Genomic DNA, 13,663 nt, shown 5'->3' on the forward strand with positions numbered 1-13,663 from the left:
TTTTCTAGGGTCTCTTTTCCGAACTTATTTTTTGTCGATGATCATTCTTATCTTAATGCTAAATAAAGCAAAAAGTAGTGTCATGAATGGGCTAATGATATTAAAAATAGCATAAGGCAAATAAGCCATTGTATCTACCCCTAGTACATTTGACTGGTAAGCTCCACAAGTATTCCAAGGAACTAATACCGATGTAACCGTTCCACTATCTTCTAATGTTCTACTCAAATTTTCAGGAGCTAGTCCTTTATCCTTATAAGCCGTTTTAAACATTTTCCCTGGAACTACAATGGCCAAATATTGATCTGAAGCCGTAAGATTTAAAGCTAAACAGCTTGCTACCGTACTTGCAAAAAGACCAAAAACACTCTTGGCCATAGACAATAGAGAGCGTGAAATTTTATCTAAAGCTCCTATAGCCTCCATAAAGCCACCAAAGGTCATGGCACATATTATTAGCCAAATGGTATTTAACATTCCTGCCATACCTTTAGATTGAAACAAATCTACCAATTCGGCATTACTTGTTTCTATGCCAGCTGGGCCAGATATGGCGTTAATAATTCCTTTATATGCAGCAACGAAATTCAATTCTTGTTCTCCGGCTACTTTTAAAACAATATCTGGCTGAAAAACCAACGCTAAAACAGCACCGCCAATAGTTCCGATGAACAAGGCTATTAAAGGTTCTGTCTTTTTAATAATTAGAAATATCACTAATACTGGAACAATAAAGAGCCATCCGTTGATATCAAAAGTGGCCAAAATGGCATTTTGCATATCTGAGACATCCACATCTCCCTGTCCACTTTGCATCAGGCCAATCACCACAAAAATGATGAGTGTAATTACAATACTGGGAACCGTTGTGTAAAGCATGTATTTAATGTGCGTAAATAAATCTGTACCTGCCATGGCTGGTGCAAGATTGGTGGTATCAGACATTGGTGATAATTTATCTCCAAAATATGCTCCTGAAATAACAGCCCCTGCCACCATACCCAAATCAAAACCTAAGGAATTTCCTATGGCAATTAAAGCAATACCTACGGTGGCCGTAGTAGTCCAAGAGCTACCTGTGGCAATGGAAATAATAGAACAGATGACCACACATGCCGGAAGGAATATAGAAGGGCTTAAAACCTCTAACCCATAATAAATCATAGCAGGGATAATTCCACTAATTAGCCATGTTCCAGATAAAGCACCAACAAACAGCAAAATCAATATGGCACTGGAAGTGGTTTCTATATTGTTTGCAACTTTGGCTATCATCGTTTCAAACGAAATTTTTCTCCTAAAACCAATTAAAGCTGCCACCGCCCCGCCTACCAATAATGCGAATTGATTTGAACCAGAAAGGGCATTGTCTCCGAAAACGTAAACGTTAAAACCTAAAATAGCGACAAGGAAAACCACGGGAATAAGTGATTCAATGATTGAAATTGAAGAAGATTCTTTGGTCATTTATATGCTGATTGAAATTAAATTCAAATATAAAACATTTTTAAGCCTTAAAGGGCTTGAATGATATCTCATAAACTTCCAAACTAATTCAAAAATTAGCCAGAACAAAAACATTATTTCCGTTTTTACATAAATTCCCTTTATTTTGTACAAATTTTTATGCCGATGATTAACATGATTGTTCTTTAACACCTGCCACTAGGGTGTTTCGTATTCTTAATTATTCTTTTCACATCGAAAGAACAATCATTTTATATGAAAAATATTTTCAAATTATTTAAAGACGCCCTAAAAGGCGACGAAGACAGAGACTATACGGCTCTAAGTATAAACAAAGGAATTTTCCTTTTATCGGTACCCTTGATTATCGAAATGTTTTTTGAGGCATCTTTCGCTTTAGCAGATGCCTTTTTTGTAGCCAGGTATGTAGGTACGCTTGGCGTGGCTGCTGTAGGTTTAACAGAGTCTGTTTTAACACTTATTTACTCCATTGCTTGGGGCCTTAGTGCCGCTGGGGCGGCTGTTATTTCTAGACGGATTGGCGAGAAAGAAAACCAACAAGCTGGAGTAGCTCTTGCCAATGTCATTGTAATTTCGGTTGTCTTGGGTATGGTCATCGCATGTTTTGGTTATTTTTTCTCCCAAGACATATTGCGGTTTATGGGTGGCTCGCCAGAATTAATTGAGGAAGGTCAATGGTATACCAAAATCCAGTTTCTTAGCTCCCCTATCATCATTCTTCTTTTTACTTTAAGTGGTTCTCTGAGAGGTGCTGGAAGTGCATCATTAGCAATGCGATCGGTCATCATAGCCAATGTCTTAAACATCGCATTAGATTACCTTTTTGTGCCAATAATGGGAATGGGTATTAAAGGTGCGGCCATAGCCACATTAATCGGTAGGGCTGTAGGGGTTCTATATCAGCTATACATTCTTACGAGTGCCAATAGTAAATTAAGGTTACTTTTTAGAGACTTTCTGATTAAGAAGGCTATCATCTGGAATATTATCAAAATAGCCGCAGGAAGCACAGGTCAGTTTCTTATTCAATCTGCCAGCTGGGTTTTTATGGTACGTATTTTATCCATTTATGGAAGTGAAGTTATTGCTGGTTATACTATCGCCTTAAGGATTATTATATTCACCATTTTACCGTCTTGGGGTCTGGCAAATTCTGGAGCTACTTTGGTAGGCCAAAACTTAGGAGCGGGAAAACCTGACAGAGCTGTTAAGTCTGCCTGGACCATTGCTTATCTTAATATGGGTTTTATGACTTTAATCGCCTTATTTTTCTTCTTGTTTGCCAGACAGTTCATCATGTTTTTTGACTCCACCCCACAGGTGGTTGAAACTGGTGTAAACTGCTTGAAAATTTTAGCGGCTGGTTATATCATTTTTGCCATAGGGATGGTCATAACACAGGCTATTAATGGTGCTGGAGACACCCTCCCTCCTACTATATTTAACCTGATCTGTTTTTGGTTAATCCAAATTCCCTTGGCCTATTATTTAGCAGAAGGTCTTGGTTGGGAAGAAAATGGGGTGTTTGTGTCTATTATAGTTAGTGATACCGCTTTAGCAATTATGGCAGTGTTATATTTTAAAAGTAATCGCTGGCAAAAGAAACAGATTTAACGCTATGTTGTATTTGAGATATGAATTATAATAAATTGATATTTATCTGGTATTAAAGAAAAGAGGAGATTTGCTAACTGCAAATCTCCTCTTTTCTTTAATCAAATAGAACTGTTAAACTATCTATTAATTACAAACCTTTTAGATTGTTCTCCTTGCTCTGTTTTTAGTTTTACGATATAAGAACCTGCATCATAATTGTGCGTATCTATACGGAGATCTAGAGCACTTTCTGTAAGCTTTAAGTTTTCTCCAAAAACCTTTGCACCATTAATTTGATAAACCTCTACTTGGGCATTCTTTGCAGAAGCCAACTTAGCTCTTATATCAATATGGTTTATGGTAGGGTTTGGAGATAGTTTTAAATCAAATAAGTCTGCCTCACTAGCCAAAGGCTTAGGAGCAGGCTTTTGAATAGCTAAATTATCAATAGCCCATCCCCAACCGCTCACCCATTGGTCTGCATAAAGTCTAAACCTTAAAAGCATCTCGGAGCCAGCCGCCGCAGGCAATAAAGCATCATAAATATTAATTTCTCTGTTTCTAAATAATGCTGGAGAAGGCGTTCCATTTGAAGTAGGGTTATCTGCATTTGCAGGTGTTAACGTACTTTCAAATAATTGCTTCCATCCTGAATCTGCATTGGCATCATAACCGTCAGCCAACTGAAACCAAGAACCACCATAATCTAAGGACCCTTCCACGATAACATAGTCCCAAAAACCCTCATCACCAAAAGAAACACCATCTGTGCCAGGCTCCACCATAACTATTTCATCAAAACTAATGGTAGCCGAATCTGTACTTATCAAAATAGGGTGTCTATAGAGGGCAATGGCATTATAATCAAAGTCTAAGTAAGTACCTCCAGAAACTGGATCATACAGTCCAAGGCCATTTTTATAAGGACTTTCGGTTTGAAGTGCATTATTCGCTAAGCCAGAAGGTGTTAGAATATTAAAACCAGTAGATGCAAAAGCTACTGTAGGTGATTCAAAATCAATAAAATCTTCCGAAATCGTTTCTAATAATGTGGTAGCTACAAACTCATAAACATCTGCAACCACGGGGGAATCGAAGCTGGTTCCACCTGCGGTAGTAGGAATGGTAGTGATATTCCCTGCCTTATCTATGGCTGTCATACTTAGGGTAACCACATCGTTTTCATTCAATGCTGGAATACCCCCTTGTCTAATATAGGCTATATCATCCGATGCACCTTGAGAAAAAGAAGTGTCTGTAACTGCATTAAACTTACGCAATCCAAAGGATGGTTGAGCTATACCATTTATAGCATATTCAACATAAACAGTATCAATACCTGCAGCAAAATCATCCTCCACATTGGCAACAAAATTGACTGGAGAACCGGACACTATTATGGTAGGCGGATAATACTCAATTACTGGGCCCCAAATATCTTTTAAACCTACCTCAAAAGCATAATACAATGTCGGTGCCGATGCTGGGGCTGTTGCTAGGTTCCCTAAATTATCTTTAACAGAGAGGTAATAAAAGAAAATTGAGGTGGGGTCTTTAATTGAAATAGTAGCAGAGTACAAACCATCCGCACCTTTTAATAAAGGAACTTTAGTAGGATCTTTTAATCCTGCGTCTCTTTGTGCAATGGTTCCTGTTTCAGAATCAAGTTCAACATAATTTAAAAATGCCGTTCCTGCTACTATAGTAGTATCACTAAATATTTTTGCCTTAACTAATACTTCTGTAGCTGCTTCAAAGTCCTTTATCCTTTCATGAATAATGGAAGTACCCTTCCATCCCATGTCGGTAAACATATTCATCACTATAGGTCCTACGTCATAATTAATTTCTCTTAAACCTGCAGTGGGTGTCATCAAAGAATTAACTGTACCAGCTGGATAAGTTCTATCATCCAGATGAGAAACACTAGAGCCACTATTAAAAATGGTAGGGGCGTATAATTTTACTTTTGACCCATTATTGTTCGCAATAGCTCTTGGCGAATTGAAAAATAAGTTTTCCGAAATTAACTCATTTCTAAGAGCTGTTGAAGGATTTTTGAATAATGTGGTATCCGTTATTTTTTGTTTCTTTTCGTTTTCTAAAAAAGTATCGAAGATTACCGGAATAGATGTTCCTAAACCGTAATACCCTTGTGTACCTTCTACACCAGTGGAGCCTACAAAACCTAATCCATGACATAATTCGTGAAGCACTACGGAAGTAAAGTCAAACTGCCCAACGGCCGGACTTCCGGTAGTTCCGTAATACCAATTTTGGGTGCTACTGAATCTTGCAACAATATCAAAATCGTCTGGTGAGTTAAGTTGCGTTCCAGAAAGCTTCTCTGCCAGGGCAATTGGATACCATGTATTTGGTTTAGTAGCACCTGCAAAACCTCTATAATAAGTTCCTGGACTTGCAGAACCCAAAACATTAGGTCCTAACTCTTGCCAAAGAGCAATGACATTTATTTTCACATCTGATTTCAGCAATTCTGCCCAAATATCCACAGCTCTTTGAAATGCATCCTGTGCCACTTTCGGCATACTCGGATCATAAAGAACATCGAATTCGGCTTTGTTAGTAGCTGCCGGTCTTAACCTATTCTGAGCCTGTATAGCTTCTTTAATTTCAATAGGAATATCTCTAAAAGTATTTTCATCTATGTGACTAGCTGGGCATACCACTTCAACCCCTTTTTTCCACTCAATTTTTTCTTTGAAATCTCCTCGGTCAAACTTTTTTTGTCCAAATGATGCGAGGGCTATAAATCCAAATAAAGCAGATAAAACTTTTCTTTTCATATTTGTCTACAGGATAGGTTTTTGGTAAATATAAATGATAAATCATTCCGATGAATAGTGGAAATGCCTTTTATTTAAAGACATTTATGTCACTTCCTTATTTCTTATACGTAATTCGTTCTTAAAAGGTATGGTTTCTCCTTTAGAAATTCTAGAAAAATATTGGCATTATGAATCCTTCCGGCCGCTTCAAGATGAAATAATAAATTCTACCATCTCTAAAAATAATGTTTTAGCTTTATTGCCAACAGGCGGCGGAAAATCTATCTGTTTTCAAGTGCCAGGATTAATATTTGGTGGTGTTACCATTGTTATCACGCCGCTTATTGCACTGATGAAGGACCAAGTTAGCCAGCTCCGAGACCGAGGTATTTTAGCCGCGGCTATCTACTCTGGCATGCATAAAAGCGACATTGATAGAACCCTAGATAACTTTGTCCTTGGTGACTATAAGTTCCTTTATGTTTCTCCAGAAAGACTTCTGACAGAAATGATGATAGAGCGAACTAAAAGAATGAAGGTAGATCTTCTCGTGATAGACGAAGCTCATTGTATTTCTAAATGGGGACATGATTTTAGACCATCCTATCTGAAAATAATTGAATTCAAAAAATACTGTCCAAAGGCCAATGTCTTAGCTCTGACCGCCACAGCTACAGCTGAAACACAAGCTGATATTCTTCAACAATTAGCTCTTAAAAAACCCGCGGTTTTTAAAATGAGCTTTAAAAGGAAGAACCTTGCCATTCGCTGTTTTGAGTCTTCCAATAAGAATAAAAGTTTGGCGGATCTTATTTCTAGGACTAAGGAATCTTCTATTGTCTATGTGAAAACCAGAAAGGAGACTCAGGAGATTGCTTATTTTCTCAAAAAATGTGGCTTATCAGCTGATTTTTATCATGCTGGGCTTACGAATGAGCTTCGTTTTAAAAAACAAGATGAATGGGTCCAAAATAAAACGCAAGTTATAGTAAGTACCAATGCCTTTGGAATGGGTATTGACAAGCCTGATGTTAGAACAGTTTTTCATCTTCATTTACCAGAAAGTCCTGAATCTTATTACCAAGAAATAGGAAGGGCGGGAAGGGATGGGCAGCCATCGCAGGTTTATCTTATTTACAACGCAGAAGATATTGAAAAACTGAGAATAAACTTAGAGCAAGCTTATCCGACAATAGATATGCTGAGCCAAGTATATCAGTCGCTGTGCAATTTTTTCCAAATTGCCAATGGCTCTCGCCCTAAAGACCTTTATGAGTTTGACGTTTTTGAATTTCATAGCACCTTTGGCTTAAAGGCTATTCCCACTTATTACGCATTAAAAATGCTCGAAAACCAAGGGCTTATAGAACTAAATGACTCTTTTCAATCCCCTTCTCGATTTCAATTTCTTCTTAACAACTATGAATTAGGTCAGCTTCAAGAAAAAAACGCTGCCTTAGACCAGTTTACCAAAACCTTATTAAGAATTTATGGAGGAGAAATTTTCATCAATTCCATTATTATTTCCGAGACGGAAATAGCCAAGGCCTACGGAACCAGCAAACTTCAAGTAGAAAAATTACTCAGAAGGTTGGAAAAGCTAAATATTGGAACTTATTATTGTCAATCTGGGAAGCCTACCCTGAACTTTCTGGGCAATAGGTTTGACGCCAAGCATCTCCCATTAAAACACGCAGAAATAAAAAAGAAAAAGCGAAAAGATGAGTCCGCTATAGAAAGCATGATTTATTACGTTACCAAAACCAAAAGATGCCGAATGGCCCAACTTCAAGATTACTTTGGAGAGGAAAATGCTGAAAATTGCGGTATATGTGATAATTGTCAGGAATTTCTTAAACAAAATTTCAGAAATCAAAAATGCTACGAGATTGGAAAAAGCTTAGAATACTTATTTCCTATAAACCTCAGTGAGCTTGTCCTTCAGAAAGAGACCGCGGATATTAAAATGGAAGAAGTTATCCATTATTTTGTGGACCAAAATAAATGGCAACTAAAAGATGGCAAACTAAGTATCTGCTAAGCCCCAATTGTTTATTAAGACTCCAATCTCAACTTGCAGGACTTTCACTCTAAATTTTAGATAAATTGACATTCTCACTGAATAATTATTCAATTACCAATCAATATTATTTTTTATAAATCTCATCTACCTGCTTTTTACTATTTTTGTCCTCGGAATGAAACATCTAAGGCAGTGAACAGAAACGAAAAGAAAATTGCTTTAAATAAGCAAATCAATGACTTCACGGAGGAATTGAAATCGAAGGCAGGAGAATTTAAAAACCTTGGCAAAGACGCCTTGGTGATAGGTGGGATAATAGTGGCTGCCTATTCACTTATGAGACTTTTCACTTCTGAAACGGAAGATGATGAGCCTGAAATATTAGAAATTAAAGAAACTCAGCCGCAGCAGGAGAATTCCATTTTTTCCACAGCTCTAAAAGGTGCTGCAACTACCATTTTATTGAGTATAGCCAAGTCTAAACTAACAGACTATTTAGAAAGTTTAAACCAAAATAAGGATGACCAAGATTCTTGATCAAATAAGAGGTTTAAAAAATAAGGGGCTTGCCATTTTAATTGACCCCGACAAAGTGGATGAATCTTCACTTAATGAACTTATTATAAATTCACTAAGAGCCAATGTGGATTTGTTCTTGGTAGGAGGAAGTTTAATAAGTTCTGACAAAATGGATATGGTACTTTCTAAACTTAATAGTGTAGAAAACATTCCAAATGTTCTATTCCCAGGTAATAGCCTTCATATCAATAATAAGGCAGACGGTATTTTGCTTCTGTCTTTACTTTCGGGCAGAAATGCAGATTTCCTAATAGGACAGCATGTTTTGGCTGCTCCCGCTCTTAAAAGGTCAAATTTAGAGATTCTTCCAACCGCATATATGCTGGTGGATGGAGGTAAACAAACTACAGCTTCCTATATCAGTAATACAACTCCTTTGCCTAACGACAAACCAGATATTGCGGTAGCTACGGCAATGGCTGGAGAAATGTTGGGCTTAAAACTAACTTATCTTGACGCTGGAAGTGGAGCACAGAGCCCTGTAAGCACCGAAATGATAACTGCTGTTAAAACCAATACCAACACGCCATTAATAGTGGGAGGTGGAATAAATAATATTCAAAAGGCCAAACGAGCCTATGAAGCCGGTGCAGATATGATAGTGGTGGGTAATGCGACTGAAAAAGACCCCAATTTTATCATGGAATTAGGTGCTTTAAAAAAAGAGCTTACTAGCCAAAAGACCATTTGATGCATAGGGTATTTTTAGGCATAGGTTCCAACCTTGGCGACAGAGAAACAGCTATTTCAAAGGCTGTTGAAAACATAGGACTGAGTTTAGGCAAGGTTATCAAAGTAGCTCCTACCATTTCTACCAAAGCGTGGGGTAAAACAGATTCTCCTGATTACCTTAATACTGTTGTTGAGATTCATACAGACCTCCTTCCTCTTGAATTAATTAAGAAAGTCTTAGCATTGGAAGTAAACCTGGGACGTATCCGGACTGAAAAATGGGCAAGTCGCCTTATAGACATTGACATTCTGTATTTCAATAACTGGCATTTCAATACGCCAAACTTGATAGTTCCTCACCCTTATATTGCTGAAAGGACTTTTGTTTTAGAGCCTTTGGTAGAGATTGCACCCGAAATGATGCATCCTGTTTTGAAAAAAACTCATTTGGAATTGTGCCAAGGTTTATAGCATGCGGATAACACAGATGAGACACGGATGGTTAAACACAGATTTTCTTTTATCTCTGTTTTAGCCCCTTAATAGTTCGACATGATTAAGATTTTTTCCCTTAGCAGGGTATCCTAAAACATCTAAAAGAAGTTATTTTTATTTTCGGTTTCACATTGTTTTCTTCCTCCAAATATGATATGTTTCTTTAAATGATCCAATCCTATTAATGGGTGTCACTTGAGTTCTGTTTTCATTAATGACTTTGAAATTTTATAATTCTCTTGTAATTTGAGAGTTATAAATAAATAATTATAGTTATGAAAGTTAACGTAAGCGTTTTCCTCCTTTTGCTTATTTCTACAGTTTCTGTGTTTTCTCAAACTGTCGATCCTATAGTTGGAACATGGGATCATACAAAGGGGGGAATTATTATAAAGTATAAACAGGCTAGTGATGGTGCAATAGAAGGGTTTGTTGTGGACGCAAGAACTCATGAATATTATGGGTATTATATTGGAGAATTGATTGTTAAGTTAAGGAATACTGGCCAATCAAATTATGAAGGAATATTTAAGGCTAGAGACAGTGCAGGCAACATTACTTGGGTAACTGCATCGAGAGCAGTTCTTGACCATAACACTCTCAGAACATATCCAGAAGGTTCTACAAGAGTAAGGTCAACTTATAAAAGAATGGGAGCAGTGGAGTCAGGAAGTTCAACTAAGGCGTCTGGATGTCCAAATGTATTAGGTATAGGGAAACTTGTGGCCATGTTAGAAATGGGAGCTATAGGAGGTTATGATAACACTTGGATGGTTGGTACAATAGATTATGCAATTGAACATATAAACTCTTTAGGTTGTTTAAGTAATACTTACTTAAAAGGGCTTAGACCTCGTATTTTGAGTACCACAGATAACAAACAATTTTATAATGAAATACATAGTTATTCACTTTCTTTAGATAGCGAAGTAATGAAGTGTTTTTAAAGTAAATCTCTTTTATAAAGCCTAGAAAGGGAACATAATCATGATTTGAATATAAAAAAAGTAGTTTGGAACTTCTTAAAACCTTGAAAAATGGAAATTAGGAGAGCAAATAAGGAAGACATAAAGGCTATTATAGAAATGTGGGCTTCTGATAAAAACTCTATTGGATTAGAAAAACACACGCCTGAATTATCACCAAAGTATCTGGAAGCATATAACATTATTTCTAAAGATGAAAATCAATATTTGATGGTTATGGCGAATAATGGAGAAGTGGTAGGCAGCTTGCATCTTACTATCATTCAATACCTTTTTAGGCATGCAAGAATAGTGGCATTGTTAGAAGCTGTAATTGTTAAAGAAGAAAGGAGAGGAGAAGGAATAGGAGCAAAACTTATTCAATGGGCAGTGGCTCAATCAAAGGAAAGAGGAGCTTATTTAATAGAACTAACCTCTAATAAAAACAGAGACCAAGCCCATTCATTTTATAAAAAATTGGGTTTTGCCCAATCACACGAAGGCTTTAAGCTAAAATTGACGTAGATTAGAAATATGCCAAATACAAAACCTGCTGTAAAATCTGAACTACACCCCAGAAACAAGCATAACGAAGGATATAATTTTACAGTTTTAATAGACGTTCTCCCAGAATTAAGGAAGCATGTTTTTGTAAATAAATACGGTACAGAAACCATAGACTTCTCTAATCCTGAGGCTGTAAAACTACTCAATAAGGCTTTACTTAATACGCATTATCATGTTGATTACTGGGACATACCAGAAGGCTACTTATGCCCTCCTGTGCCTGGAAGAGCAGATTACATACATTATATAGCAGATTTAATCGGAGCTAATGATGAGAAGCAAATCAAATGTCTTGATATAGGAACAGGAGCAAATTGCATCTACCCTATTATTGGCGTAGCAGAATATAAATGGCATTTTGTGGCAACAGATATTGACGAAAATGCTCTGGAGGTTGCCTTTAAAATTGTCAATAATAATGACATACTCCGAGGTCAAATAGAACTTAGACGTCAGATAAATCCAAGGTTTATATTTAGAGAGATACTGAGTGTTGATGAATACTTTGATGTAACTATCTGCAACCCTCCTTTTCATGCATCAGAAAAAGAAGCTAGACTGGGGAGTTTGAGAAAGACTAAAAATCTTGGGAATAAAAATCCTTTACTCAACTTTGGCGGACAAAGCAATGAACTTTGGTGTGAAGGTGGCGAAAAAGCTTTCTTGACCAACATGATTTATGAAAGCAGACATTTCACTAGACAATGTGGTTGGTTCACTTCTTTGGTTTCTAAAAAAGACAATATCAGGCCATTAAAAAAGCTTTTAACAAAGTTAGAAGCTAAAGAAATTAAGGTCATAGAAATGGCAACTGGCAATAAAATAAGCAGAATTTTAGCTTGGCGATATTGACAACTTAGTCACCTTCATAAATTTAAATATGTACTTTAGTAGGTAATACCCTTAAAAAAAGAGAATTACCTATTGAATTATGATTTCAAGACTAGGAGAAAAGTTCACGGATATTTTCCGTAAGAACATGCCAGATGCTTTTGTCTTTGCATTGGTTTTAACACTAATAACTTCAATCACAGCCTTTTTCTGGGTGGGAGCCACACCTTTAAAAATCATTCAATCTTGGTATGAAGGTTTCTGGACGATGCTTGCCTTTGGAATGCAAATGGTTTTATTAATCATAACAGGTTACAGTATTGCCCTGTCACCTTTTTCTTCTAAAATAATAGATAAAATAGCCAAATACATCTCAACACCCAATCAGGTTTACTTTATCACAGTACTTTTTGGAATGTTGGCCGCCCTAATAAGTTGGGGCTGGGTGGTTCTAGCAGCTCTACTGGGAAGGGAATTGGCTTTGAGGGTGAAGGGCGTAAATTTTGCCTATTTAATAGCATGCGTCTACTTTTCCTCTATTTCGTGGGTATCGGGATTATCTAGCTCCATCCCACTACTTCTAAACACAGAAAAAAACTTTTTAATAGAAGCTGGAATATTGAACAACATACTGCCAACTTCATTAACACTAGGCTCCACTATTAATATGTGTATGTTAGGATTATTTATAATTCTAGGTCCATTTTTAATGCTTTGGCTCGCACCAAAACGAGATAAGGGTATAGACTTAATTGATGAATTAGGTAAAGAAAACCTAACAGCCAGCAAAACCATTACAGAAGAGGCAGAAGACCTAAAATTGCCAGAAAAGTCCTTATCGGACTTCATGAACAATACCTATATCTTTCAATATCTCATTGTTTTTATGGGACTCTCCTATGTTGGCTATCATTTTTATTCAAAAGGCTTAGACCTCAATCTGAACATCATGATATTCTTCTTCATAATGCTGGGCATGTTATTACATAAAACACCTATGCGATATACCATCTCCATGAAAAGGTCATCCACTAATATTTCAGGTATTTTGTATCAATACCCTTTTTATGCTGGTATAATGGGCATTATGACCTATTCTGGATTAGGAAATGCTTTGGGACAGGCCATTGCAGATGTCGCAACGATAGATAGCTACCCATTTTATGCATATGCATTGGGAGGCATTGTCAATTTTGCTATACCTTCTGGAGGTGGTGAATTTGCTGTGATAGGACCATCCATCATAGAGGCCGTTAATCAACTTGGGGTTGGATTACCAGATACTCAATTGTCAGAAATGACCGCAAGAGCTTCTTTATCTTTGGCCTATGGCGAAGCTTTAACTAATCTACTACAGCCATTTTTCTTATTGATAGTGCTACCTGTTATGGGTTCAGGATTAAAGATTCAGGCCAGAGATGTGATGGGATATTTAGTATTTCCTTTTTTGATATACTTTGTTCTTCAAATCCTAATGGTACTTTATCTTCCTATTTAAAGTGAGTTCGATATAAGAATCAACAGTCGTCAATGCTTCATAGAGTGCTTGTTGACCTCTTTAATTATTTGTCACAATTTTGGCTTTTATAGGCCAAAATTCCGCCAAATGCTTTACCGCGATTTTTAAATTAAGACGGGTTTCACCCGTCTCTACCAAT

Annotated in this window: 11 protein-coding genes; 9 read left to right on the forward strand and 2 right to left on the reverse strand. The window is 36.8% G+C overall.

All coding sequences use genetic code 11. The features are described 5' to 3' along the window. Nucleotides 1–24 precede the first annotated feature (24 nt). Complete coding sequence (nhaC, locus tag ACSBFT_RS08440) at nt 25–1,467, reverse strand: Na+/H+ antiporter NhaC (protein ID WP_463048082.1); 1,443 nt, start codon at nt 1,465–1,467, stop codon at nt 25–27. Nucleotides 1,468–1,722: 255 nt separating this feature from the next. Between nhaC and ACSBFT_RS08445 the strand changes: the two genes are divergently transcribed. Next, a complete protein-coding gene (locus tag ACSBFT_RS08445) occupies nt 1,723–3,102 on the forward strand; it encodes an MATE family efflux transporter (protein ID WP_489604262.1) in 1,380 nt (459 codons plus the stop codon). Nucleotides 3,103–3,221: 119 nt separating this feature from the next. On the opposite strand, the gene ACSBFT_RS08450 is transcribed toward ACSBFT_RS08445, so the two are convergent. Further along, nucleotides 3,222–5,891 (reverse strand): T9SS type A sorting domain-containing protein, encoded by a 2,670-nt coding sequence (locus ACSBFT_RS08450; protein WP_489604263.1) that lies wholly within the window; start codon nt 5,889–5,891, stop codon nt 3,222–3,224. 130 nt (nt 5,892–6,021) lie between these two features. Here ACSBFT_RS08450 and ACSBFT_RS08455 point away from each other — a divergent pair, with 130 nt between their 5' ends. The 8 genes from ACSBFT_RS08455 to ACSBFT_RS08490 all read left to right on the forward strand — a co-directional run bounded on the left by ACSBFT_RS08455 (nt 6,022) and on the right by ACSBFT_RS08490 (nt 13,503). Further along, a complete protein-coding gene (locus tag ACSBFT_RS08455) occupies nt 6,022–7,914 on the forward strand; it encodes a RecQ family ATP-dependent DNA helicase (protein ID WP_489604264.1) in 1,893 nt (630 codons plus the stop codon). A 174-nt stretch (nt 7,915–8,088) separates the two neighbouring features. Then, complete coding sequence (locus tag ACSBFT_RS08460; protein ID WP_489604265.1) at nt 8,089–8,433, forward strand: hypothetical protein; 345 nt, start codon at nt 8,089–8,091, stop codon at nt 8,431–8,433. Further along, nucleotides 8,417–9,166, forward strand: a complete 750-nt coding sequence (locus ACSBFT_RS08465) for a phosphoglycerol geranylgeranyltransferase (protein ID WP_489604266.1) — start codon at nt 8,417–8,419, stop codon at nt 9,164–9,166. The genes ACSBFT_RS08460 and ACSBFT_RS08465 overlap by 17 nt, the downstream gene beginning before the upstream one ends. Next, nucleotides 9,166–9,618 carry a 2-amino-4-hydroxy-6-hydroxymethyldihydropteridine diphosphokinase gene (gene folK / locus ACSBFT_RS08470; protein WP_489604267.1) on the forward strand — a complete coding sequence of 151 codons (453 nt, stop codon included), beginning with the start codon at nt 9,166–9,168 and terminating at the stop codon, nt 9,616–9,618. Before ACSBFT_RS08465 ends, folK begins: the two co-directional genes overlap by 1 nt. Before the next feature lie 299 nt (nt 9,619–9,917). Beyond that, on the forward strand, nt 9,918–10,589 hold the full coding sequence (locus ACSBFT_RS08475) for a hypothetical protein (protein ID WP_489604268.1): 672 nt from the start codon (nt 9,918–9,920) through the stop codon (nt 10,587–10,589). Between the two features lie 90 nt (nt 10,590–10,679). Continuing rightward, complete coding sequence (locus ACSBFT_RS08480) at nt 10,680–11,132, forward strand: GNAT family N-acetyltransferase (RefSeq protein WP_489604269.1); 453 nt, start codon at nt 10,680–10,682, stop codon at nt 11,130–11,132. Nucleotides 11,133–11,141: 9 nt separating this feature from the next. Continuing rightward, nucleotides 11,142–12,026, forward strand: a complete 885-nt coding sequence (gene rlmF, locus ACSBFT_RS08485; protein WP_489604270.1) for a 23S rRNA (adenine(1618)-N(6))-methyltransferase RlmF — start codon at nt 11,142–11,144, stop codon at nt 12,024–12,026. Nucleotides 12,027–12,105: 79 nt separating this feature from the next. Further along, nucleotides 12,106–13,503, forward strand: coding sequence for a short-chain fatty acid transporter (locus tag ACSBFT_RS08490; RefSeq protein WP_463046637.1), 1,398 nt, complete (start codon nt 12,106–12,108; stop codon nt 13,501–13,503). Nucleotides 13,504–13,663: the final 160 nt, after the last annotated feature.

Source organism: Arcticibacterium sp. SM2516, from assembly GCF_057914865.1.